The sequence below is a fragment of the Mitsuaria sp. WAJ17 genome, assembly GCF_014174515.1.
Classification (GTDB): Bacteria; Pseudomonadota; Gammaproteobacteria; order Burkholderiales; family Burkholderiaceae_C; genus Roseateles_B.
Genome location: NZ_JACJUG010000001.1, coordinates 58683 through 81029, shown reverse-complemented (window position 1 = coordinate 81029; position 22347 = coordinate 58683). Strand labels below are relative to the sequence as shown.

Sequence of the window (22347 nt, the reverse complement as noted above, 5' to 3'; positions counted from 1 at the left end):
ACCTCAGGGAGGAGGTCGCAGACGCCGGCCCGGCAGGACACCCTCACGCGGAGCCGGGCCGGCGGGGCTGTGCCGCGGCGATGCGGCGACTGCCTACAATCGCGGCCCGCAGAACCCGTTGTACCCGTCCCCGCGCCCGTCATGAACATCATCGTCAAGGAAGAACTCAAGGCCTATATCGACCCGCTGACGCCCGAGGAGCATGAGGCCCTGGAGCGCAGCATCCTGGCCGAGGGCTGCCGCGACGCGCTGGTGCTGTGGGGCGACGTGCTGGTGGACGGGCACAACCGCTACGGCATCTGCCAGAAGCACGGCCTGCCTTTCCAGACGATCCAGCATCCGCACTTCAAGTCCATGGAGGACGTGCACCTGTGGATGATCGACCAGCACCTGGGTCGCCGCAGCGTCTCGGACTTCCAGCGCGGTGTGCTCGCCCTGCGCAAGAAGGAGATCCTGACCGAGCGCCGCGCCCGCAAGCTGGCCGAGAGCGCCGAGCAGATGGCCGCCGCCCCGGGCGAGGCCGGCGTGGCCGAGCCCGCCGATGCGCCCTGGGACGGCCAGACCGAGCTGCCGCCCGTGCCCGCCTTGAACACCCGCGAGGCCGTGGCCCGCGCCGCGCGCATCAGCGCATCCCAGGTCCAGCAGATCGAGAAGATCCAGAAAAGCGCCGCCCCTGAGCTGGTGGCCGCCGTGCGCGCTGGCACCGTCTCGCTCAACACGGCGGCCACCGTGGCCGCCCTGCCGGTGGAGGAGCAGCAGGCTGTCGTGGCCGCCGGCAAGGACGAGATCAAGCAGGCCGCCAAGCGCGTGCGCCAGTCCAAGGCCAAGCCCAAGGAGGCAACGGTCGAGGGCAGCGAGGACAAGCTCAACAGCGCCGGCCTGCCCCCCGTGACCGCCGAATCCGCCACCGAGGCCCAGATCAAGGCCCTGCAGGCCCGCGTGGCCGAGCTGGAGGCCGAAAACGCCGCGCTGCGCGGCCAGCTGGCTGCGCTGCAGGCCTGAGCGGTGTGCCGAGGCCCACGGCGCCATCGTGTCGGCGGGCTGCCAGGCCGTAATCAATTGCAAGCGAGGTAATCACTCGCGCCAGTACTGGCAATGGCGGACGTGTCACGGGATCATGACGACCCTTGGCCCACTCCAGGAACCGCTCATGCCAGTCCTCCATCAGCTGCTGCAACCGCTTGCGCATGGGCGCGGGCTGGCCTGTCTGCTCGCGCTGAGTCTGTTGTATGGATGCGGTGGAGGAAGCGGGGCCAGTGGGGGGAGCTCGCCGGTGCCGACGCCTGCACCGGCGCCCACACCCACACCCACACCCGCGCCCGCGCCCGCGCCTTCACCTTCACCTTCACCAACACCAACACCAACACCAACACCAACGCCAACGCCAACGCCAACGCCAACGCCAAGCCCCGCCGCCTGGTTGCGGCTTGCGGTCGCGGGCATGGGGCATGTCGGCACGGCGGACCAGAAGCTCAGCTGCGGCACCGTGCCGGCAGGCGTGCAGGCGGTGGCGCACCGCTGCGCCCTGGCTGCCCCACAGCGGGCGCTGAGTCTCACCGCCCAGCCCTACAGCACGGCCTTCCGCTTCGTCGAATGGCGCGGCGCCTGCAGCGGTAGCCGCAGCACCTGCGAGCTGCCGGCGGGGCAGACATCGGCCGTGCTGGCGGTGTTCGCCCCCGTGTCGCCGCAGCAGGATGTCTGCTCGGCACTGGGCCTGCAGGGCGGGTTGGAGGTCCGCCCCTTGAACAACAACTTTCCCCGCCTGGCGCCGGGCGAGGCCTTGCGCGATCCCCAGTTCGGCACGACGTTGCGCCGCGTGACGGATGTGCAGGGTGACGGGCGGGGCAGCCACCGGGTGATCAAGACCCTGTACTCCACGGTGTCGGCCTGGAATGCGGACGAATCGCTGCTGCTGCTCTACCGCACCGACGGCGGGCCTGCCCGCCATGAGCTCTACGACGGCCACAGCTACACCTTTGTGCGCGCACTGGACGACATCCGGCCGGTGGACCTGGAGCAGGTCTACTGGGACACCCAGGATCCGGACCTGCTCTACTACAGCTCTCGCACGGACAACACCCTGTATCGCTACCGGGTCAGCCAGAAGCGCGCGGAAGCAGTCCGCGACTTCACGGCACAGTGCGGCTCGCTGGAGCTGCACGGGGGCAGCGATCCGCTCTTCAACGACTGGCAGTCCCGCTACTTCGGCTATGCCTGCACGCCTAATGGATCGCTGTTCAGCTACGACCTGCGGGACGACCGGGTGGGGCGCCTGGTGAGTGCGAAGCTCGACTACGGTGCCCCTCAGGTGGCGCCCAGCGGGCAGGTGTTCCTGGTCAACGAGAACAATGCCTCCAGCAGCAGCCGTTCCGCCACCGTGCGCGATGTCGGCATGCAGGTGCTGCGGACCCTCGACATGGCCAGCGGCAACGAGCACGGGGCCTTGAGCCTGAGGGCGGACGGGTTGGACACCTGGAATGCCGTGGCTTTCGACACCGGCCCGGCCGGCAGCGGGATCGGCACGGTGGTGAGCCATGTGCTGCAGACGGGGCAGTCGAGGGTGCTGGTCGGCCCCTCGCGCGGCTATCCCTACCCGCCCAGCGGCACGCACATCGGCGCGACGGCCTTCCACCGCCGGGGCCTGCTGGCCGTGTCCGTCAAGGACGACCAGCGGGGTGACAGCCTGCTGGACTCGGAGCTGCTGTTCATCGACAGCGACCCGCTCACCAACCCGGCGGCCTCAGTCTGCCGTGTCGGGCACCACCGCTCCATGTCGGACAGCTACTGGGCGGAGCCCCATCCCGCGATCAGCCCCAGCGGGACCCGCATTGCCTTCAGCAGCTCCTGGGGCGATGCCGGACGGGACCCGGTCGTCAACGTCTACGTGCTTGAGCTGCCGGGCTACCGACGCCCGGCGCCCTAGCCAGCGCCCTGATGCAGGGCACCGCCGGCATGCTCAGAGTGGCAGCTCGGTGTAGTAGCGCCCGCCGTGGAAGATCAGGGGCTGGGCCTGCGGCGTCACGCTGCAGCGCTCCACCTCGCCAACGAAGATGACGTGGTCGCCTTCCTCGTACTGGCTGCGGTTGGCGCATTCGAAGACCGCCGCGCAGCCCTGCAGCACCGGCACGCCGCCGGCCCCTTCGCTCCAGGCCAGGCCGGCGAAGCGGTCGATGTCCCGGGTGGCGAATCGCTGGGCCAGGGCCTTCTGGTCGGCCGCCAGGATGTGGATGGCATAGTGCGAGCCGCGGCTGAACACCGGCATGGAGCCGGCGCGGCGGGCCAGGCTCCACAGCACCAGGGGCGGGGACAGCGAGACACTGTTGAAGGAGTTGGCCGTCAGCCCCACCAGCGCGCCGTCCCCGGAGCGGGCGGTCACGATGCACACGCCGGTGGCGAACAGGCCCAGGGCGGCACGGAACTGCTGGGCATCGGCCGGGTCGGCCGCGGTGCCGGGGGCTTCGGCCGGGCTTGTCGGAAGCGCAGGTGGAATTGACATGCATCTATTGTCGCCGGCCTGCCATGCCTTCGGGGGCGCCGGGAAATGGGCGTCGTCCGGGCCGGACTTCGTCAAAGATTGCGCTGGCTCAGAGCGTTTCCGGCGCGATCCGGGTCCACTGCAGGCGTGGATACGCAGCGCCCTTCCCCCTCCAGCAGCACCGGCACCTGGCCGCTCCTGCCGCCCCTGCCCGTCGCCCTGACGCCGGCGGGGCCGACGGGCCTGTCCGGTCCCTGCGAGCTGTGGTTGCTGGACGGCAGCCAGCTGCAGGGCTGCCTGAGCGCCTTCCACGACGGCGACCTGGCCCTGGACCTGGTGCTGCCCGGCCAGCGCCGCCCCCTGTGCGTGCCGGTGGGCCGGCTGCAGTACCTTCATCTGGACACCCTGCCCGAGACCCAGGACGGCCTGGGCGAGCTTCACGGCCCGCGCGTGGCCGTGCACGGCCCGGCCTCGGAGCCCCTGCTGGCCGAGTGCCTGGGCGAGCGGACCGTCTCCGGCGGCCACTGGCTGCTGCTGCGCACCGCGCCGGGCCGCGTCGGCCAGTGGTTCCTGCCGCGGCACCGGGCGGTGAGCCTGCGCTGCGTGGACGACCCGAAGCTTTCCTAGGCCGCCAGGCACAGGCGATTGGCGGCGGGGGCTTCCCATTTCCTGGCGCCCTCGGGCCGGGCGCTGAAAAGGTCGTGCGAAGCCGGCGGGGGAAAGCCGCTGCATGCGCCCAGCTGGGCTTTCGCCTGTTTGCCTCAATCCCTGAAGTAACGTTTCAATTGGGTGACATCTGCCGTGTGCGAAGTGAAGACCGAGCACGGACAACGCCGTTGCCAGCCCCGGTGTTCCACAGCAGACTGCCGGGGGCGAATCTCCGCCTCCGCCGCCCGCCAAAGGGACTTTCGAGCCCGGCGGGCGGGTACATCAATATTTTCAAGATAACAGGGAGAACACATGGATAGAAAAGCATTCCTGCGCAATGTCGGCGTCGCAGGCGCCTTGGCGGGCGTTGGATCTGCAATGGCCGCGACCGCCAGGCAGGGGAGCGGCCAGCAGCTGGCGCTTGCCACGGACGTGAAGTCCTACGGGGTCAATGTCCTCAGCTATTTCAGCGCCGCGAATCTGTCGCTGTTCCAGAGTGACAGCAGCGGTGGAAACTATTCGGCGGATATTCAGGCGGCCATCAACGACTGCCTTGCAACGGGGCGCCGCGTGCTGTATTTCCCGGCGGGTCGCTACTGCATCGGGACGACGCTCACCATCCCTTCCGGCAGGCTTTCCCTCGTTGGTGAAGGGCGGGCTTCGGAAATCGACCGCAAGGGCGGATCCACCTTGCTGGCGACCGCCGGCCAGACCATTCTGAAGGTCGGGACGGGCACGCGCACATCGTCCAACTTCCTCTGCGAGGGCCTTCGTTTCGAGAGCAATGCGACCTCGGGCGCGCTGGTGGTCGTCGACCTGTGCCCGGCCACCGTGTTCCGCGACGTGGAATTTTTCAGCATCAAGGGGGCGGATGGCCTGGAGCTGCGCTCGGCGTATACCACCACCATCCAGAACGTGAGTTTCAACCCCAACAACTTCACGGCCACGCCCGATAACGGTTCCGCTGCCATCCGGACGAAAACGGTGAACGTCGGCGGTACCAACTATGCGGGCGGCCTGCTGAAGATCGCCGACGTCAATGTCGGCTCCGGGTTTTCCTACGGGATTCTGAACGAGGGCGCCTGGCAGCAGATCGCCGTCGAGAACTCGGAGATTCTCGGCAAGACCGTCGCCATCTACATGAAGTCGCCGATCGACCAGCTGCTGGTCAAGGGCTGCTATTTCGAGGGTGTCTGCGATGCCTATATCGCTGACTACTTCGACGGCGCTGCCAATGCAGGCATCCGGAATCTCTTCCTGGAGGGCTGCTTCTTCTTCGGCAGCGGGCTCAAGACGGCCTCGTCCTACACGGCTGCGATCCAGCTGAGCAATCCCAGCTCGGTTTCTTTGTCCGGGTATAGCGCGGTGGACCTGGCCAAGTCGCTCCTCAATATTGTCTCCAAGCCCTCCGGCTGGTATTCGGACTACAACGCGACGGCCTCATACGTGAATATCGGCGGCGTGGTGCAGTTTGGCGGCGCTGCGCCGGCCTTCCCGATTTTCCGCGGGATCAAGCCAGCGTTCGTGGCTGCGCCGTGCACCAAGGCCGGCGTGGTGCTGTGATGTGAGTCGGGCCATGGCGCGGTTTTCCCAGCCCTAGAATCCGCGCCATGCCCCTGTCTCCCGCCCCCGTGGCGCCTTCGGCAGCGCCCGGCCTGGCGGCGCGGCTGCAAAGCGTCTACCGCCTCGCCGTCGTCACCCTGCTGGGCTTTGCTTCGGGCCTGCCGCTGTCCCTGACCGGGCCCACGATGCAGGCCTGGCTGAGCGGGGAGGGGATCGATCTGGCCACCATCGGCGTGCTGAGCCTGGTGGGTCTGCCCTACACCTTCAAGTTCCTGTGGGCCCCCCTGATGGACCGCTTCGAGCTGCCGCTGCTGGGGCGGCGTCGCGGCTGGATGGTGCTGACCCAGCTGGCCCTGGCGGGCCTGATGATGGCCATGGCGGCGGTCTCGCCGTCCGCCAGCACCCACCTCTTCGCCTTGCTGGCGCTGGGCGTGGCCTTTGCCTCAGCGGCCCAGGACATCGTCATCGACGCCTACCGGACCGACGTGCTGCTGCCCGCCGAGCGCGGGCTGGGCGCCTCGCTCAATGTGGCGGGCTACCGCCTGGCCATGATCGTCTCCGGCGGCCTGACCTTCATCTGGGTGGACCCGCAGCAGGGCGGCGGCTGGACCTGGCCGCAGGTCTATCAGGCCATGGCCTGGCTCATGGTGGTGGCTGCCGCGGCCTCGGTGCTGCTGGTGCCCCGCCTGCGCCAGGCACAGGCGCCGCAGAGCGTGGCCCAGCATGATGTGCAGGGCTTCCTCGTCGTGCTGGTCACGGTGGCGGTCGGGGCCACGGCGGTCAACCAGTTGCTGGCCCCCGCACTGCGTCAGGCGCTGGCCCCGCTGTGGGCCACCACCAGCCTGCCCGCCGCCCTGGCTGGCAAGTGGACGGACTTCCTCACCCTGCTGCTGGGCATCGCCCTGATCGGCCCGGCGGCGCTGTGGGCCGCGCGCCGGGCGCGTTTCGAGACCCTGCTCAACAGCCTGGGCAACTACTTCGCTCAGCCGGGCGCCCTGGCCTTCCTGGGGCTGATCGTGCTCTACAAGTTGGGCGACGCTTTCGCCCAGGCCCTGCTGACGCCCTTCTTCCTCAAGGGCATGCACTTCAGCACGGCCGAGATCGGCGTGGCCTACAAGGTGATCGGCATGTGGCTGAGCATCCTGGGCGCGCTGCTGGGCGGGGCGCTGATGCTCAAGCTGCGGCTGTGGCGCTCCCTGCTGCTCTTCGGCAGCCTGCAGACCCTCAGCGCCCTGGGCCTGTGGTGGCTGGCGCAGGCCGGACCGGGGCAGCTCGGACGCATCGTCATGCCGGCTTTCGACTGGGGTTTTGTCAAGCTGGCTCAGGCCACGCCGGTGGACGTCAGCCTGATGCTGGCCGTGGCCAACGAGAACCTCTGCGGCGGCATGGCCACCGCGGCCCTGCTCGCCCTGCTGATGAGCCTGTGCAATCAGCGCTTCACGGCCACGCAGTTCGCCCTGCTCTCGGCCTTCGCCATGGTCGGGCGGGTCTGGGTGGGGCCGCTGGCAGGGGTGCTTGCGGAGTCCATCGGCTGGCCAGACTTCTTCATCGTGGCCTTCATGCTGGGCCTGCCGGCCCTGCTGATGCTGCTGGGGCCGCTGCGCCGGGCCATTGTGGCCCTTGAAGTGGCACCGGACGCCGCCACCTCAGGCGATTGAGCCGGGCGGCCCGAATTGCCTGAATCGGACTGGAACTGGCCGCAGATACCCGCGGGCGTCTCGGACGGCCTGTGGCCGCACAGACACGATGGCTGATGTCCAGCGCGGCCCGCAAGGCTTTGGCGGGCTGTGTACAGTCGGTGCCTGAGGTTCGGGCATGGACAAGAGCCGGCCTTCAGCGCCCTGACTTGCATGACCATGAACGATTTCAATCTCCACCACGAACTCACCCTGGATGGCGTGCCGGCCTACGGTTTCGGCCGCTGCGACTGCGCGGGCTGCGCGCCCAGCAAGCCCGGCCGGCGGCTCTTCACCGGTCTGGTGGGGCTGGGCGCCCTGGGCGCGGCCGCCCCGGCCCTGGCTCGCGAAGGGGTCGAAGTGGGGGAGAAGAGCTGGGCCACCAAGCTGGTCTCGGCCGAGCAGGTGGAGACCGCCGCGGCCCAGCAGTACACGCAGACCATGCGCCAGGCCGCCCAGCAGCGTGCCCTGGCGCCGGCCAACCATCCGCAGGTGATCCGCCTGCGCGCCATCGCCCAGCGCATCATTCCCTTCGCCCTGCCCTGGAACCCACGGGCCCAGCAATGGAAATGGGAGATCAACCTGATCGGCAGCGCCCAGCTCAATGCCTACTGCATGCCCGGCGGCAAGATCGCCTTCTACTACGGCATCCTGGAGAAGCTGCAGCTCAGCGACGACGAGGTCGCGATGATCATGGGCCACGAGGTGGCTCATGCCCTGCGTGAGCATGCCCGCGAGCGCATGGGCAAGGGCGCGGCCACGCGCCTGGGCGCCAACCTCATCTCCGGCCTGCTGGGCCTGGGCAATGTGGGGGATGCCGTGGTCAATATCGGTGCGCAGCTGGCCACGCTCAAGTTCGGTCGCGAGGACGAGACCGAGGCCGATCTGGTCGGCATGGAGCTGGCCGCCCGCGCAGGCTACAACCCGGCGGCTGGCGTCAGCCTCTGGCAGAAGATGGGCCAGGCTTCCAATGGGGCGCCGCCGCAGTGGTTGTCCACCCACCCGGCCGGCACCACGCGCATCAAGGACATCGAGGCCAACCTGCCCAAGGTGCAGGGCCTCTACGACCGTGCGCCCAAGCCCACCGAGCGCTTCGAGCCCGCACCGCCGCTGAAGAGCCGCAGCGCCAACTGATCCGGTCCTGCTGCACCGGGCCGCCTGCTTGGGGCGACTGCTTTGCCCAGGGGCCCGGGCCGGCGCCTCACTCCGCGCTGCTCACCACCGTGCCGGCAGGTTGCGAACCCGTTCGTAGCGGCCGCGCTCGGCCTTCACCAGGTAGCCGCCCAGCTCCAGGTCTTTGATCAGCTTGGAGATCATCTCGCGAGAGCAGCCCAGGCGCTGGGCCATGGCCTGGTGGGTGAGGCGCTGATGGGCGAGTTCCGGGTCCTCCAGCAGGTGCTTGAGCCGCCCGTAGACGTCGTTCAGCGCGAGCTGCTTGGTGGACAGCGTGGCCGCCCGGGCTCGCTGGATGATCTTGGTGATCAGCTCCAGCGCGAACTCGGGCTCGGCCCGGATGTGCTCCAGCAGGCTGGCGCGCGTCAGCAGCACGCAGCGGCAGGGAGACTCGGTGATGACGCTGGCACTGCGCGGGCCGCCGTCGAGACTCATCTCGCCCACGTACTCGCCGGCGCCATAGACGCCGTAGGTGATCTCGCGGCCGCGATGGTCGCAGCTGAAGACGCGCAGTTGCCCGCTGAGCACCAGGTAGAGGGTGTCACCCTGGCTGCCTTCCTCGATCAGCAGCGTGCCCTTGCGGTAGCTGCGCTCCACACCACGGGCTGCCAGACGCTGGAGCAGCACCGGCAGGCCGGGCCATTCGGTCGCGGGCGGGGCTTGGGAGGGGGGGGCTGCTGAGCTCATGAGGCGTATCGGGGGCGACACGGCAACGATCACGCCCGACGCGGTTCATGTTAGCGCGCTCGCTTCCGGGTGGCTGCTGTCTTTGAATGCAAGAAGCCGGGGCCGATCGGGCCTGCCAAGATGCGGCCGGATTGACCGGCCTGGCACGATGCGGCGGGCAGGATGCGCTGGAGATGGTACCGACTCGCGTACCCGCACTGGCACTGGCACTGGCACTGGCACTTTGCTTTGCTTTGCTTTGCTTTGCTTTGCTTTGCTTTGCTTTGCTTTGCTTGGCTTGGCTTGGCTTGGCTTGGCTTGGCTTGGCTTGGCTTGGCTTGGCTTGGCTTGGCGGGGTGGGGTGGGGCGGGGCTGAGTCAGCTGGGCTGACCCAGCCCTCCAGGTGCGGCGCGGCGGGTTGCAGCGCCCGGGGACCGGAAGCCGGCGAGCGGCAGGTGGGCTCGGCAGGTCAGTCCGGCAAGGAGGCTCAGGCCAGCTCCATGCGCAGCGCGGACATCAGTGGTGGCAGCACCGCCAGCTGGCGCAGCAGCTCGCCGATGCTCTGGGCGCCGGACTTGGCGCGGATGCTCTGGATCTGGGTGCGCACGGTGGAGATGGCCACCCCCTGCTCCTCCGCCACCTTGTTGGGCCGTGCACCTTCGCTGAGCAGCTTGAGGACCTCGGTCTCGGTGGGTGTCAGGCCGTAGCGCAGGGCGAACCACTGGGCGGCCAGGTCCGCACACAGCTGCAGGCGCTCCAGCACCAGCAGCACGGCGGCCTGCTCCACATTGCGATTGAGGGGCACTACCACGACGTTCGTGCGTTCACGGCCCTCGCCCAGGCGCAGCAGGCAGCGGCGGCCCTCGACCTCGGCCTTGCCCAGGGCCTCGAACAGCGGCCCGCTGTCGGCGTCCAGGCGGGTGCGCAGTTGGCCGCCATGCACCTGCAGCGGGAAGCTGGCGTCCAGGGTGCGGCGAGCGGCATGGTTGGTGTAGAGCAGCTGGCCCGAGCCGCTCACCAGGAGCACGCCGTAATCCAGTTCCTCCAGCACCAGATTCAGCCAGTGGGTACTGAGGGACACGGCGCGTCGCCGCTCCTGGGGCACGCTGCGGGGCAGCGGTTGGCGCAGCTCATGCAGCACCTGGTCGGTGATGCGCAAGGCGCTCACGCGCGACAGGGCTGCCGACTCCATCGACGGATTGCTTGACCACATATTCATCTCCCTGATGTGGCGGAGTCGCGACCTGCGCCCCGCACCTTGGATGCAACCGGACGGGACGAAGGCAGCGCCAGGTCTCGTGTCGGTTGCGGACACGGCGCAGACCTCGCGCCAATCGCCACGGAGCGCTCCCAGAGGCATCACTTCATGCCGGCCCTGCGGGTCCAGGCAGCTGGGGCGGGCCGGCGTGTCCTTGAGAGATGACAGGCCCCGTAACGAAGGTCATAGCCTAGGAGTGCAGCTGGCACATCGGCGGTAAATCTTCTGAAACGGAAATGTGAAAAATTCACCTTCGGCGGGCGGACTGTCCGGGGCGGTGTCCGCTGCCCTATGGCCTGTCCGGGCGGGCGTCCGCAGTGTCCGCGGACACCCGGCTGACCCGGGCATTCTTTTGCAAGTGATTGATGTGTATGGATTTTTGCGAAAGACCAGGCATGGCACGGTGATTGCAAGAAGAAGGCATCACAGCCGCTTATTCGTCCGCCATGATTCGAGATACCTCAGCCCAGGATCGTCCCCTCACCCGCAGTGCGCTGCCCCGGCGCCGCTGGTTGCAGGTGGGCCTGGCCCTTCTGGCCGTCACGGGCCTGAGCCTGGGCGCGCCCAGGCTGCTGCAGGGCCTGGGGGGCGCCGCCTCGGTGAGCCTGGCCCGGCTGACACTGTCCGAGGTAACGATGGGCCCCCTGACCCGCGATGTGGCTGGCGAGGGCAAAGTGGTGGCCGCCGTCAGCCCCACGCTCTATGCCGGCAATGCGGGCACAGTGAGCGTCAAGGTGCAGGCGGGGGATCAGGTCCGCAAGGGTCAGGTCTTGCTGGAGCTGCAGAGCGCCGAGCTGATGGCCCGCCTGGGCCAGGAGCGCTCCAACGCGGATGCCCTGCGCAGCGAACTGCTGCGCGCCGAGGCGGACGCCCGCCAGCAGCGCGCCCAGGCCCAGAGCAGTCTGGAGACCGCCCAGTTGGCCCGCCGCACCGCGCAGAACGATCTTGCCCGCCAGGAGCAGGCCTTCAAGGCCGGCGCGACCGCCAGCATGCAGGTCGATCAGGCCCGGGACGCCCTGGCCAAGGCCGAGATTGCGCTGAAGCAGGCCAGCGAGCTGCTGGACCTCAAGGACGACGCCACGAAGTTCGAGCTGCAGGCCAAGCGCCAGGCGCATGAGCGCCAGCAGCTGGTGGTGACCGACCTGAGCCGCCAGGAAGAGGAGCTGAAGGTCCGCTCGCCCGTGGACGGTCAGGTGGGCCAGCTCTTCGTCACTGACCGCATGAGTGTGGCCAAGGACGCCAGATTGCTGAGCGTGGTCGATCTCTCGGCCCTGGAGGTGCAGATGCAGGTGGCCGAGAGCTTCGCCCGCGAACTGCAGCCCGGCATGCCAGGCGAGATCCGCGGCCCCAGCCAGAGCTGGAAGGGCGTGCTGAGCTCGGTCTCGCCCGAGGTGGTCAACAACGAGGTCGCGGCCCGCCTGCGCTTCGAGGGCGCCCAGCCCGAGCAGCTGCGCCAGAACCAGCGCCTCTCGGTGCGCGTGCTGCTGGACCGCCGCGAGCAGGTCCTGCAGGTGGCGCGCGGCGCCTTCGTTGATGAGGGTGGCGGCCGCTTCTGCTACGTGGTGCAGGGCAACGAGGCCGTGCGCCGGCCCATCCGCCTGGGGGCCCAGAGCCTCAGCCAGGTCGAGGTGCTGGACGGCCTCAGGCCCGGCGAGCGCGTGGTCACCAACGGTGCCGATGCCTTCAAGGGTGCCGAGCGCGTCACCCTCAGCCAGTAAACCCCGCCCTCCGGATCCCAGGGACAAGAAAGGACTTCCCCATGTTGAAGATGCAATCACTCTCCAAGGTCTACCGCACCGAGATGGTCGAGACCTTCGCTCTGCGCCAGTTCAACCTGGACGTGAAGGCGGGCGAGTTCGTCGCCGTGACCGGTCCCTCGGGCTCGGGCAAGACCACCTTCCTGACCATCGCCGGCTTGCTGGAATCCTTCACCAGCGGCAGCTACCTGCTGGATGGCCAGGACGTCAGCGGCATGGACGACGACCAGCGTTCGCGCCTGCGCAACCAGAAGATCGGTTTCATCTTCCAGGCCTTCAACCTGATCCCCGATCTCAACGTGCTGGACAACATCGAGGTCCCGCTGCGCTATCGCGGCATGGGCCGCGAGGAACGCCAGCGCCGTGCCCGCGAGGCTCTGGCCCGCGTGGGCCTGGCCGCACGCGAGAAGCACTACCCGGCCGAGTTGTCCGGCGGCCAGCAGCAGCGCGTGGCCATTGCCCGCGCCCTGGCCGGCGAGCCCAAGCTGCTGCTGGCCGACGAGCCCACCGGCAACCTCGACAGCGCCATGGCCCGCAGCGTCATGGACCTGCTGGAGGAGCTCCACCGCGACGGCGCCACCATCGTCATGGTTACGCACGACATGCAGCTGGCCGCGCGCGCCCAGCGCAATGTGCATGTGATGGACGGCCAGGTGGTGGACATCGCCGCCGAGCTGCGCCTGGGCGAGCTGCTGCATCCGCAGGGCCAGGTCTTGCGCGAGACGGTCTGAGGGCGGTCCATGCAGCCACGTTTCCCTTCCCTGATGCGCCGGCGCCGTCCGGCCCCGGGCCTGGCCGTGGGCCTGGCTCTGGCCGCTCTGCTGGGCGCGGCCCGTGCGGATGACCTGCTTGGCATCTATGCCCAGGCTCGTGCGGCCGACCCGGTGCTGGCCCAGGCCCGCGCCCAGCGCGGCGTGCAGGCCGAACTGCTGGCCCAGAGTCGTGCGCCTCTGCTGCCGCAATGGTCCCTGAGCGCCGAAGAGGAGCGCAGCGAGGGCCAGCGCAGCCGCAGTGCCGCCAGCCACCTCAGCCAGGTGCTGGTGGACCTGAGCCAGCTGCGCAGCCTGGATGCCGCCCAGGCCCGCCTTGAGGCCGAGGACGCCCGCCTGCGCGCCGCCGAGCAACAGCTCTGCGCTCGCGTGGCCCAGGCCTATTTCCAGGTGCTTTCCGCGCAATCCGCCCTGGAGACGGCCGAGGCCAACGAGGCCGCCTTCGCTCAGCAGGTGTCCCAGGCGCAGACGCGCTACGAGGCGGGGCTCTCGGCGCTGGTCGATGTCGAGCAGGCGCGGGCCTATCACGGCCTTTCTCGCGGCCAGACACAGCAGTCCCGCCAGCAGCTGGCCGACGCGCGCCAGGCGCTCGCCGAGATCACCGGCCAGCTGCCGGGCTCGCTGCAGGCCCTGAGCAGCCAGCTGCCCACGCCACCCCTGCAGCCGCAGGACGCCGAAGCCTGGGTGGCTCGCGCTCTGAGCCAGCAGCCCTTGCTGCAGGCGGCCCAGGGCAGCCTGCGGGCCAGCGAGCGCCGCATCGACGCGGCCCGTGCCAGCCACCTGCCCACGCTGAGCCTGGGCCTGGACAGCCAGCGCCGCAGCGGCTTCGGTGTCCCTGCAGCGGATGCCGGCCGCAGGGTCAACACCGTCGCCGTGCGCCTGAGCGTGCCGCTCTTCGCGGGCGGTGCCACCCAGTCCCTTCAGCGCCAGGCCGTGCATGAGCGCGACCAGCAGCGCGAGCAGCTGGAGGCCACGCGCCGCGCGCTGGTGCGCGAGACGCAGGCCCAGGTGCTGGCCGTCAAGCTGGGCATCGAGCAGGTGGCCAGCAGCGCCGCCGCCGTGCAGGCCGCCGAGCGCGCCTTGGCCGCCACACGTGCGGGCCAGGCCCTTGGCACCCGTTCCCTGACCGACCTGCTGCTGGCCATCCAGACCCATGCCCAGGCCCGCAATGCCCACGCACAGGCCCGCCACGCCTATGTGCTGGCGACCCTGCAGCTGCAGGCTGCGGTGGGCCAACTGGGCGAGGCCGAACTCGCCCGCGTGAACCAACTCCTGCAAGGAGCAAGCTGATGTTTGCCTACTACATCGAACTGGCCCTGCGCAGCTTCAGGCGCAGCCGCGGCCTGACTGCACTGATGCTGCTGACCATCGCCATCGGCGTGGCGGCCTGCATGACCACGCTGACCATCTTCCACGTGCTCTCGCGCGACCCCATTCCGCACAAGAGCGACCGCCTTTTCAATGTGCAGCTGGACGCCGGGCGCATGCGGGACGGCTTCGTGCCGGGCGGCGAGCCCATCTACCAGCTCACGCGCTTCGACGCCGAGGCCCTGCTGCGCGAAGCCCGCGGCAAGCGCCAGGTGATGATGAGCGGCGGCGGCGTGGCGGTGACGCCGCCCGACGGCAAGGAGCGCCCCTTCCTGGCCACCGGCCGCTGGGCCAGCAGCGACTTCTTCGCGATGTTCGAGGCCCCCTTCCAGTACGGCGGCGGCTGGAGCCGCGAGGACGATGCCGGCGAGGCCCGCGTGGTGGTGCTCTCGCGCCGGCTCAATGACCGCCTCTTCGGTGGCGCCGACAGCCGCGGCAAGACGCTGCGCATGCGGGACAAGGAGCTGCGCATCATCGGCGTGCTGGACCACTGGCGCCCCGTGCCGCACTATTTCGACATCAGCCTGGGCGCCTATGCCGAGACGGCCGAGCTCTATGCGCCGCTGTCCACCGCCATCGCCCTGAAGTTCGGCAGCTCGGGCAACGTGAACTGCTGGGGCAATGTCAACGGCGACATGCGGGTGCTGCAGGCCCCGTGCTCGTGGCTGCAGTACTGGGTCGAGCTGGCGCAGCCGGGCGATGCGCCGGCCTACAAGGCCTATCTGGAGCAGTACTCCGACCAGCAGCGTCAGGCCGGCCGCTATGAGCGGCCCACCAACGTGCGTCTGCGCTCCGTGATGGACTGGCTGCAGTCCCAGCAGGTGGTGCCGCATGACGTGGGCCTGCAGCTGTGGTTGTCGTTCGGCTTCCTGGTGGTCTGCCTGGTCAATACCGTGGGCCTGCAGCTGGCCAAGGCGCTGCGCCGCTCGGGCGAGATCGGCGTGCGGCGGGCCCTGGGGGCGCCGCGGCGGCAGATTTTCCTGCAGTTCCTGATCGAGGCCGGCAGCCTGGGCCTGGCGGGCGGCGTGCTGGGTCTGCTGCTGACGGGCCTTGGCATCTGGGCCGTGCGACACGGAAGCAGCGACTACGCCTCCACCGTGCAGCTGGACCTGCCCATGCTCGCCACGACCCTCGGCGTGGCCCTCGTGGCCAGCCTGCTGGCCGGCCTGCTGCCCGCCTGGCGCGCCTGCCAGGTGCAGCCGGCCCTGCAACTCAAGACGCAATGAGGAGCTTCCGATCATGGAACTGATGCCCATCCTGGCGACCCTGAAGCGCCACAAGACCGCCGCCGGCCTCATCGTGCTGCAGGTGGCCCTGACCTGCACCATCGTGTGCAATGCCCTCTTCCTCATCGGCCAGCGCCTGGAACGCATCCAGGAGCCCAGCGGCATGGCCGACGAGGAGCTCATCACCCTGCGTGTGTCCGGCGTGACGCCCAATGAGAACCCCAAGGCCCAGACCGAGGTGGACCTGGCCGCGCTGCGCCAGCTGCCCGGCGTCAAGGGCGTCACGCTGATGAACCAGGTGCCCTATGGTCCGCAGTTCACGGTCAGCGGGCTGCGCCACAGCGACGACGAGAAGGCGCAGGGCACCGGCGTGCCCGAGTACCGCATGGGCGAGGGGGGCCTGGCCCTGCTGGGCCTGCGTCTGGCCGAGGGCCGTGACTTCACGCCGGAGGAGTTCCGCGACGGCAAGGCCTACGAAGAGGAGGACGGCGTCAACATCCCCGCCCTCATCGTCAGCAGGGTCACGGCCCGGCGCCTCTTCCCGGATGGGTCGGCCCTGGGCCAGAAGGTGTGGGGCGTGGGCTCCGGGCCCAGCACCATCGTGGGCGTGGTGGAGCGCATGATCTCGCCGCACCCCGGTGGCGCCGACGAGGACGCGCTCGCCATGATCCTGCCCATCAAGCAGAGCTTCCAGCGGGCGGAGTACGTACTGCGGGTCGACGCGGCTCAGCGGGAAGCCGCCCTGAAAGCGGCCATCGCGGCCCTGGATCGCGTGGGGCCGGACCGCATCCTGCGCGGCAGCCACACCTGGGCCGAGGCGCGTGCCCGCTACTACGCGCAGGACCGCAGCATGATCGGCCTGCTGATCGGCGTCTGCGTGGCCCTGATGGTGGTGACGGCCTTCGGCATCGTCGGCCTGGCCAGCTTCTGGGTGCAGCAGCGCACCCGCATGATCGGCACCCGGCGCGCCCTGGGCGCGACGCGTGGGCAGATCCTGCGCTACTTCCAGACCGAGAACTTCCTGCTGAGCACCCTGGGCATCGTGCTGGGCGTGCTGGGGGCGGCCGGGCTGAGCAGCGTGCTGGTGCACCAGTACGAGCTGCCGGGCCTGCCCTGGCACTACCTGCCGGCCGGCGCCGTGGCGCTGTGGATGCTGGGCCAGCTGGCCGTGCTGGGGCCGGCACGACGCGCCGCGGCCCTGCCGCCGGTGGCCGCGCTGCGCAGCTGAATGCCCTCTTGATGCCCGGCGCCACCCCGGGATGATCCGGCCCCGCGTGCCGCCGCCGCGGGGCCGTCTGCTTGCTATCCTCGCCCCCACATGCGAACCGTCCTGATCATCGATGACAACCCCGGCGTGCGCGAGGCCCTGGCCCTGCTGCTGTCCCTGCACGACATCCGCGCCCTCAGCGCTGCCGACCCCGCCGAGGGCCTGGCCCTGCTGGAGCGCGAGGCCGCCGACCTGGTCATCCAGGACATGAACTTCAGCGCCGACACCACCTCCGGCGAAGAGGGCCGCGTGCTGTTCCAGCGCCTGCGCCAGCGCCACCCCGACCTGCCCGTCATCCTGCTGACGGCCTGGACCCAGCTGGAGCAGGCCGTGGCCCTGGTCAAGGCCGGTGCGGCCGACTACCTCGCCAAGCCCTGGGACGACCTCAAGCTGCTGGCCACGGTGGAGAACCTGCTGGAGCTGGCCGAGTCCAACGAGGCCTTGAGCCAGACCCGCCGCCAGCGGCGCCAGCGCGTGGAGGCACTGCGCCAGCGTTACGCGCTGGGCGACATCGTCTTCGCCTCCGACGCCATGATCAGCACGCTGGAGATGGCCTGCCAGGTGGCCCGTGCGCCGCTGCCGGTGCTGGTCACCGGCCCCAACGGCAGCGGCAAGGAGCGCATCGCCCGCCTGCTGCACGCCAACTCCGCCGTTGCCCAGGGCCCGCTGGTGGCCCTCAACTGCGGAGCCCTGCCGGCGGACCTGATCGAGGCCGAGCTCTTCGGTGCCGAGAGCGGCGCCTTCACCGGCGCCGGCAAGGCGCGCGAGGGCCGCTTCGAGGCGGCCGATGGCGGCACGCTGTTCCTGGACGAGATCGGCAACCTGCCCCTGGCCGGCCAGATGAAGCTGCTGCGCGTGCTGGAGACCGGCCAGTTCGAGCGCCTCGGGTCCACGCGCACCCGCACGACCCGTGTCCGCGTGGTCAGCGCCACCAATGCCGACCTGCCCGCCATGGTGGCGGCCGGCAGCTTCCGCGAGGACCTCTTCTACCGGCTCAATGTGATCGAGCTGCGCCTGGCCCCCCTGGCCGAGCGCCGTGATGACATCCTGCCCCTGGCCGAGCAGGCCCTCGCCGAGCACGAGCGGCAGGCCGGCCAGGCCGTGCGCCTCAGCGAGGCCGCTCGCAGCGCGCTGCTGGCCCATGCCTGGCCCGGCAATGTGCGCGAGCTGCGCAATGCCCTGGCCCGCGCGGCCCTGCTGTGCCGCGAGGGCCTGATCCAGCCGGCGGACCTGGGCCTCGCCGCCGCGGCCTCCCTCGCACCCGCGGCGCTGGCCCACCGCAACCTGGACGAGCCCAGCCGCGAGGCCGTGCTGGCGGCCCTGCAGTCCGCCCAGGGCGTGGTGGCCCGCGCGGCGCAGCAGCTGGGCCTCTCGCGCCAGGCTCTGTACCGCCGCATGGACCGCTATGGCCTGCCGCGCGAAGGCGGCCTCTGAACAGCATGGGCGCCAACGGCCAGGATCCATTGCCTCCGGGTGACCTCGGGCAGGGGAACGCGGCGGGCGAGGCGCTGGCGCCTCGGGGGTCTGCTCGCTCCCGGCCTCTGCAGTACCTCGGTCTGCGCCTGCTGCTGAGCCTGCTGCTGATTGCCCTGCTGGCCCTGGGCCTGCAGGCTGCCTTCAGCATGGGGCCGCTGCCCCCGCTGCTGCGTGAGCTGGGATGGGGCGCGCTGACGGTTCGCAGCAATGCCTGGCTGCCGGTGCTCCTCCTGACGCTGCTGCTGCCGGTGGCGGGCTTGCTGGTGGTCTGGTGCCTGGCCCCGTTGCGGCGGGTTCTGCGGGCACTGGAGGGCGCGGTGCTGAGCTACCGCGACGGGGACTTCAGCACCGCGCTGGCCGTCGATGGGCAGGGCGAGCTGCACGCCCTGCTGAGCGCCCACCGCGAGTTGGCCACCACCCTGCGCGACCAGCGCCAGCATCTCGCCCAGCGGGAGCTGCTGCTGGACACCGTGGTGCAGAACACGCCGGTAGCGCTGCTGCTGGTCGATGCCCAGGGGCGGGTGGCCTATGCCAATATCGCCGCTCGCCAGTTGCTGGCCCAGGGGCGGCGCCTTGCGGGCCAGGCCTGGGAGACCGTGCTGGCGCCCCTGCCCGAAGCCCTGGCCGAGGCCCTGCGCCTGGGCGAGGACCAGCTGCTCACCCTGCCCGAGGCTTTGGACGGCGCCGCTGAGCCCGAGAGCTTCCACCTGTCCCAGCGCACGCTCAACCTGCTGGGCCAGGCCCACCGCCTGGTGCTGCTGCGCCGCATCACCCGCGAGCTGTCACGCCAGGAAGTGGCCAGCTGGAAGCGCGTGATCCGCGTGATCAGCCACGAACTCAATAACTCCCTGGCGCCCATCTCTTCGCTGGCCCACAGCGGCGCGGAGCTGGCACGGCGCGGCCAGACCGAGCGCCTGCCCCAGGTCTTCCAGAGCATCAGCGAGCGGGCCCGCCACCTGCATGAGTTCCTGGCCGGCTATGCCAGTGTGGCCAAGCTGCCCCTGCCCCGCCTGACCCCCGTGGCCTGGGCCGACTTCGTGGCTCAGCTGATGAGCCAGCAGCCCTTCGTGTTGGACGGCCCCCTGCCGGCCGGCACGGCCAGCTTCGATCGCGCCCAGGTGGAGCAGGCCCTGATCAATTTGCTGAAGAATGCCCATGAGGCTGGATTGGGGCCACGCGAGGCGCCCCGGGGGGCGGAGGATCCTGCCGCCGTGACTGTTCCCGCACTCGCAGGCGAGCGTCCGCTCGAAGTGCGCCTGTCAGTGCAGCGCCTGGGCGCCGAGTGGTGCCTGGCGGTCAGCGACCGCGGCCCCGGCATGAACGAGGCCGTGCTGTCCCAGGCACTGCTGCCTTTTTACTCGACCAAGCGCAGCGGCACCGGCCTGGGCCTGGCCCTGGCGCGCGAGATCGCGGAGGCCCATGGCGGCCGCATCCTGCTGGCCAACCGCGAGGGCGGCGGCCTGCGGGTGAGCCTGTTGCTGCCGGTGCGCTGAGCCTGCGCGAAGCCACGCCAGCGGCGCCCGGCGTGCTGCAAATGTGCTGGCGGGGTCAGGTCTTGCCTTTCCTCAGCCCCAGCGCGCGTGGCTGAGGAAGGGATTGCTGCGCCGCTCCTCGCCGAAGGTGGATTCGGGCCCGTGGCCTGGGATGAAGACCGTGTCGTCGCCCATGGGCCAGAGGCGCTCGGTGATGGAGCTGATCAGCTGCGCATGGTTGCCGCCGGGGAAGTCCGTGCGGCCGATGGAGCCGGCAAAGAGCACATCGCCCACGAAGCAGCGGCGGGCAGACACGCTGTGGAAGACCACATGGCCCGGCGTGTGGCCCGGGCAGTGGCGCACCGTGAGCGCCTCCTGGCCGATCTGTACCGTGTCGCCGTCGCGCAGCCAGCGCGTGGGCGTGAAGGTCTCCACCGCGGGGAAGCCGAACATGGCGCTCTGCTGCGGCAGCCCGTCAATCCAGAACTGGTCCCCCACATGCGGCCCGACGATGGGCAGCTGCTTCAAGCGCGCCAGCTCCGCCGTGCCGCCCGCGTGGTCGATGTGCGCATGCGTCAGCCAGATCGCCTTGAGCGTCAGCCCCAGGCGTTCCACCTCCTTCAGCAGCTTCGGCACTTCGCCCCCCGGATCCACCACCGCTGCCTCGCGGGTCTGGTCGCACCAGACGATGGAGCAGTTCTGCTGGAAGGGGGTGACGGGGACGGTGAGGTAGTGGAGGGGCATGGTGTTTCTTCTCAACAATGATTCAAAACTGTAAACACAGATAGAAAGACGGCCGCGCTTGGCCAATGAAGGCGCGCGCCCAGTGCACACAGGCCCGTTCAGTCTTCAGGCTGTAGTTCGCGACTGCGGGTCGAGCAGGCGCAGAGCGAGGCGGTAGAGGTGTGCGGACTGGCTTCGGACCTAGGGTTCCCCGGGGGCGCTTCGGGTGTGAGGTGATGGCAGCATGGCGCCAAGCCTTCTTCCTGGCGCGCGCCCAGACCCGACAGGACAGATGAAGCAGGCGCGGTTCATGTCCCAAAAATAGTACCGTGCAAACCATCAGTTAGACCTCAAACTCCCACAGCCAACGATCACCCCTTCTGCGCTCCATGACTGCCGACGAAGCTCAGCGCGATATGCGTCTTTCCTACCTTTCTGGTGCTCCCGGTATGCTGGCTTCCGCCCTTGCCTGGCTGGTTGCCGGCTTCTTCGCCCTTCGGGCATCCCCATCCAGCGCTGTCCTGGCGCTGTTTGCTGGCGGCATGTTCATCCATCCAGTCGGCGTCTTGCTCTGCAAAGCCATGGGGCGTCCGGGCCAACATGCCAAGGAAAATCCTCTCGGCGCTCTCGCGCTGGAGAACACCGGGTGGCTCCTTCTCTGCTTGCCCATCGCGTATGCAGTAGCCCAGTACAACATGCTGTGGTTCTTTCCGGCCATGCTGTTCGTCATTGGCGGCCGCTACCTCACGTTTCATACGTTGTTTGGTCTGCGCATCTATTGGGTATGTGGTGCCGTGCTTGCTTTTGCGGGTTACTTATTGGCGGCTTTCAAGTCACAGCCTCATGTGGCCGCATTCGCCGGCTCCGCCGTTGAGGCGGCGTTTGCATCAGCCATTCTCTTGAGAGCGCGTCGTGCGGCTATGGACTAACCCTGTCTTGCAGCCAGCCCGGGGTGGCTGAATGCCAACGCTAGACGACGGGAATATCAACAATTTCGCAAGGAGCAACACACATGGGTGCGCATCAAGGCCCTTTCATACGCGGCCATCGAGCAGCAGGAGGGCAAGCCTCGGCCAATGCGCCGATCAACCCGCAAGTACAACCCTAAGTACAAGGCGGACTATCAAAACCCCGCGCAGGCCAAACTTGGCCGGTTTAGCCGTCTTGCGTGGAAGATTCAATGGTGGCCGCTTGGTTGCCGTTAGCCGCATCGCAGCGGGTTCGGGACGGGGAAATCCATTTCATTCGTTAGGGCACAAGGGCGGAGCATGGCAAAGGAACGCACACGCTTGCCGGTCAACGAGCTGACTGCGCAAGACTTTGAATTCAGTCCTTGCTGGGCATACGCATCGGACGAAGAAGGCCAGCCAGACCAAGACGAATGCACGGTGCGCCCACTCGATATCGCCGTGCTGCGTTCAGTGAAGCATCAGGTCCTTGTTCAGGCCCTCTTCATATTCCCCAACGGCCGCGCCAGGCTGGGTATGGTTACGCTGAATGCCGGCCACGACGTGGAAAGTCATCAGCCGGCATTGTTCACTTCAAGCGGTTTGGCCAGTTTCTATGCGGGAGCGTCACCACCAAGTAGCGCTGAAGTCGCGGAAATGCGCTCGGTACTTCGGCAGGTCAGTCGTTCACCCTGGCCTGTTCGGTACATTTCGGTGCTGCACACCGAAGACGGTGAGCCGCTGGCGACTGGGTTACTGCAAGGAATCTATTGGCTAGCAAACTGGCGTACGGGGGAAATGAGAGTTAAAGCCTGAAATTTCATTTCACGTGACGTTCTCATGCTGTGCTTGGGTCCGTGCGTGAATTTTGGCGTTGGATAG

General features: G+C 68.9%; 19 protein-coding genes. 15 read left to right on the top strand and 4 right to left on the bottom strand.

Features of this window, described 5'->3' with window-relative positions:
• Nucleotides 1-141 precede the first annotated feature (141 nt).
• Nucleotides 142-1002: a plasmid replication/partition related protein gene (locus tag H5407_RS00320; RefSeq protein WP_183102420.1), complete on the top strand. Its 861-nt coding sequence runs from the start codon at nt 142-144 to the stop codon at nt 1000-1002.
• Nucleotides 1003-1441: 439 nt separating this feature from the next.
• Nucleotides 1442-2923, top strand: coding sequence for a hypothetical protein (locus H5407_RS00315; protein ID WP_183102419.1), 1482 nt, complete (start codon nt 1442-1444; stop codon nt 2921-2923).
• Nucleotides 2924-2956: 33 nt separating this feature from the next.
• Here H5407_RS00315 and H5407_RS00310 read toward each other — a convergent pair whose 3' ends face one another.
• Nucleotides 2957-3496, bottom strand: coding sequence for a flavin reductase family protein (locus tag H5407_RS00310; RefSeq protein WP_183102418.1), 540 nt, complete (start codon nt 3494-3496; stop codon nt 2957-2959).
• A gap of 126 nt (nt 3497-3622) precedes the next feature.
• Here H5407_RS00310 and H5407_RS00305 point away from each other — a divergent pair, with 126 nt between their 5' ends.
• From H5407_RS00305 to H5407_RS00290, 4 genes are all read left to right on the top strand, one after another.
• Nucleotides 3623-4102: a hypothetical protein gene (locus tag H5407_RS00305; RefSeq protein ID WP_183102417.1), complete on the top strand. Its 480-nt coding sequence runs from the start codon at nt 3623-3625 to the stop codon at nt 4100-4102.
• 333 nt (nt 4103-4435) lie between these two features.
• Entirely contained in the window at nt 4436-5686 is a 1251-nt protein-coding gene (locus H5407_RS00300) for a glycosyl hydrolase family 28-related protein (RefSeq protein WP_183102416.1), read from the top strand.
• 47 nt (nt 5687-5733) lie between these two features.
• Entirely contained in the window at nt 5734-7344 is a 1611-nt protein-coding gene (locus H5407_RS00295; RefSeq protein WP_183102415.1) for an AmpG family muropeptide MFS transporter, read from the top strand.
• Nucleotides 7345-7542: 198 nt separating this feature from the next.
• Nucleotides 7543-8496 (top strand): M48 family metallopeptidase, encoded by a 954-nt coding sequence (locus H5407_RS00290; protein ID WP_183102414.1) that lies wholly within the window; start codon nt 7543-7545, stop codon nt 8494-8496.
• Nucleotides 8497-8577: 81 nt separating this feature from the next.
• On the opposite strand, the gene H5407_RS00285 is transcribed toward H5407_RS00290, so the two are convergent.
• Both H5407_RS00285 and H5407_RS00280 read right to left on the bottom strand, forming a co-directional pair.
• On the bottom strand, nt 8578-9222 hold the full coding sequence (locus H5407_RS00285; RefSeq protein WP_183102413.1) for a Crp/Fnr family transcriptional regulator: 645 nt from the start codon (nt 9220-9222) through the stop codon (nt 8578-8580).
• Nucleotides 9223-9688: 466 nt separating this feature from the next.
• Nucleotides 9689-10414 (bottom strand): helix-turn-helix transcriptional regulator, encoded by a 726-nt coding sequence (locus H5407_RS00280; protein WP_183102412.1) that lies wholly within the window; start codon nt 10412-10414, stop codon nt 9689-9691.
• A gap of 491 nt (nt 10415-10905) precedes the next feature.
• On the opposite strand from H5407_RS00280, the gene H5407_RS00275 reads away from it, so the two are divergent.
• From H5407_RS00275 to H5407_RS00245, 7 genes are all read left to right on the top strand, one after another.
• Nucleotides 10906-12177, top strand: a complete 1272-nt coding sequence (locus H5407_RS00275) for an efflux RND transporter periplasmic adaptor subunit (RefSeq protein WP_183102411.1) — start codon at nt 10906-10908, stop codon at nt 12175-12177.
• Nucleotides 12178-12218: 41 nt separating this feature from the next.
• Complete coding sequence (locus H5407_RS00270; protein ID WP_183102410.1) at nt 12219-12947, top strand: ABC transporter ATP-binding protein; 729 nt, start codon at nt 12219-12221, stop codon at nt 12945-12947.
• 9 nt (nt 12948-12956) lie between these two features.
• Nucleotides 12957-14276 carry a TolC family outer membrane protein gene (locus tag H5407_RS00265; RefSeq protein ID WP_183102409.1) on the top strand — a complete coding sequence of 440 codons (1320 nt, stop codon included), beginning with the start codon at nt 12957-12959 and terminating at the stop codon, nt 14274-14276.
• Nucleotides 14276-15580: an ABC transporter permease gene (locus H5407_RS00260; protein ID WP_183102408.1), complete on the top strand. Its 1305-nt coding sequence runs from the start codon at nt 14276-14278 to the stop codon at nt 15578-15580. The genes H5407_RS00265 and H5407_RS00260 overlap by 1 nt, the downstream gene beginning before the upstream one ends.
• 13 nt (nt 15581-15593) lie before the next feature.
• Nucleotides 15594-16808: an ABC transporter permease gene (locus H5407_RS00255; RefSeq protein WP_183102407.1), complete on the top strand. Its 1215-nt coding sequence runs from the start codon at nt 15594-15596 to the stop codon at nt 16806-16808.
• A gap of 90 nt (nt 16809-16898) precedes the next feature.
• The gene (locus tag H5407_RS00250; protein WP_183102406.1) at nt 16899-18281 is read left to right on the top strand and encodes a sigma-54 dependent transcriptional regulator; all 1383 of its coding nucleotides are present in this window, start codon (nt 16899-16901) and stop codon (nt 18279-18281) included.
• 5 nt (nt 18282-18286) lie between these two features.
• Complete coding sequence (locus H5407_RS00245; RefSeq protein WP_183102405.1) at nt 18287-19816, top strand: PAS domain-containing sensor histidine kinase; 1530 nt, start codon at nt 18287-18289, stop codon at nt 19814-19816.
• 72 nt (nt 19817-19888) lie between these two features.
• On the opposite strand, the gene H5407_RS00240 is transcribed toward H5407_RS00245, so the two are convergent.
• The gene (locus tag H5407_RS00240) at nt 19889-20539 is read right to left on the bottom strand and encodes an MBL fold metallo-hydrolase (RefSeq protein ID WP_183102404.1); all 651 of its coding nucleotides are present in this window, start codon (nt 20537-20539) and stop codon (nt 19889-19891) included.
• A 368-nt stretch (nt 20540-20907) separates the two neighbouring features.
• Between H5407_RS00240 and H5407_RS00235 the strand changes: the two genes are divergently transcribed.
• Nucleotides 20908-21447 (top strand): DUF7010 family protein, encoded by a 540-nt coding sequence (locus H5407_RS00235; protein ID WP_183102403.1) that lies wholly within the window; start codon nt 20908-20910, stop codon nt 21445-21447.
• Between the two features lie 339 nt (nt 21448-21786).
• Nucleotides 21787-22281 (top strand): hypothetical protein, encoded by a 495-nt coding sequence (locus H5407_RS00230; protein ID WP_183102402.1) that lies wholly within the window; start codon nt 21787-21789, stop codon nt 22279-22281.
• Nucleotides 22282-22347: the final 66 nt, after the last annotated feature.

Bases quoted from the DNA above. Each gene is read 5' to 3' on its own strand.
- H5407_RS00320 (WP_183102420.1), top strand. From the start codon at position 142: ATGAACATCATCGTCAAGGAAGAACTCAAGGCCTATATCGACCCGCTG.
- H5407_RS00315 (WP_183102419.1), top strand. From the start codon at position 1,442: ATGGGGCATGTCGGCACGGCGGACCAGAAGCTCAGCTGCGGCACCGTG.
- H5407_RS00310 (WP_183102418.1), bottom strand. From the start codon at position 3,496: ATGTCAATTCCACCTGCGCTTCCGACAAGCCCGGCCGAAGCCCCCGGC.
- H5407_RS00300 (WP_183102416.1), top strand. From the start codon at position 4,436: ATGGATAGAAAAGCATTCCTGCGCAATGTCGGCGTCGCAGGCGCCTTG.
- H5407_RS00295 (WP_183102415.1), top strand. From the start codon at position 5,734: ATGCCCCTGTCTCCCGCCCCCGTGGCGCCTTCGGCAGCGCCCGGCCTG.
- H5407_RS00290 (WP_183102414.1), top strand. From the start codon at position 7,543: ATGAACGATTTCAATCTCCACCACGAACTCACCCTGGATGGCGTGCCG.
- H5407_RS00285 (WP_183102413.1), bottom strand. From the start codon at position 9,222: ATGAGCTCAGCAGCCCCCCCCTCCCAAGCCCCGCCCGCGACCGAATGG.
- H5407_RS00280 (WP_183102412.1), bottom strand. From the start codon at position 10,414: ATGTGGTCAAGCAATCCGTCGATGGAGTCGGCAGCCCTGTCGCGCGTG.
- H5407_RS00275 (WP_183102411.1), top strand. From the start codon at position 10,906: ATGATTCGAGATACCTCAGCCCAGGATCGTCCCCTCACCCGCAGTGCG.
- H5407_RS00270 (WP_183102410.1), top strand. From the start codon at position 12,219: ATGTTGAAGATGCAATCACTCTCCAAGGTCTACCGCACCGAGATGGTC.
- H5407_RS00265 (WP_183102409.1), top strand. From the start codon at position 12,957: ATGCAGCCACGTTTCCCTTCCCTGATGCGCCGGCGCCGTCCGGCCCCG.
- H5407_RS00260 (WP_183102408.1), top strand. From the start codon at position 14,276: ATGTTTGCCTACTACATCGAACTGGCCCTGCGCAGCTTCAGGCGCAGC.
- H5407_RS00255 (WP_183102407.1), top strand. From the start codon at position 15,594: ATGGAACTGATGCCCATCCTGGCGACCCTGAAGCGCCACAAGACCGCC.
- H5407_RS00250 (WP_183102406.1), top strand. From the start codon at position 16,899: ATGCGAACCGTCCTGATCATCGATGACAACCCCGGCGTGCGCGAGGCC.
- H5407_RS00245 (WP_183102405.1), top strand. From the start codon at position 18,287: ATGGGCGCCAACGGCCAGGATCCATTGCCTCCGGGTGACCTCGGGCAG.
- H5407_RS00240 (WP_183102404.1), bottom strand. From the start codon at position 20,539: ATGCCCCTCCACTACCTCACCGTCCCCGTCACCCCCTTCCAGCAGAAC.
- H5407_RS00235 (WP_183102403.1), top strand. From the start codon at position 20,908: ATGACTGCCGACGAAGCTCAGCGCGATATGCGTCTTTCCTACCTTTCT.
- H5407_RS00230 (WP_183102402.1), top strand. From the start codon at position 21,787: ATGGCAAAGGAACGCACACGCTTGCCGGTCAACGAGCTGACTGCGCAA.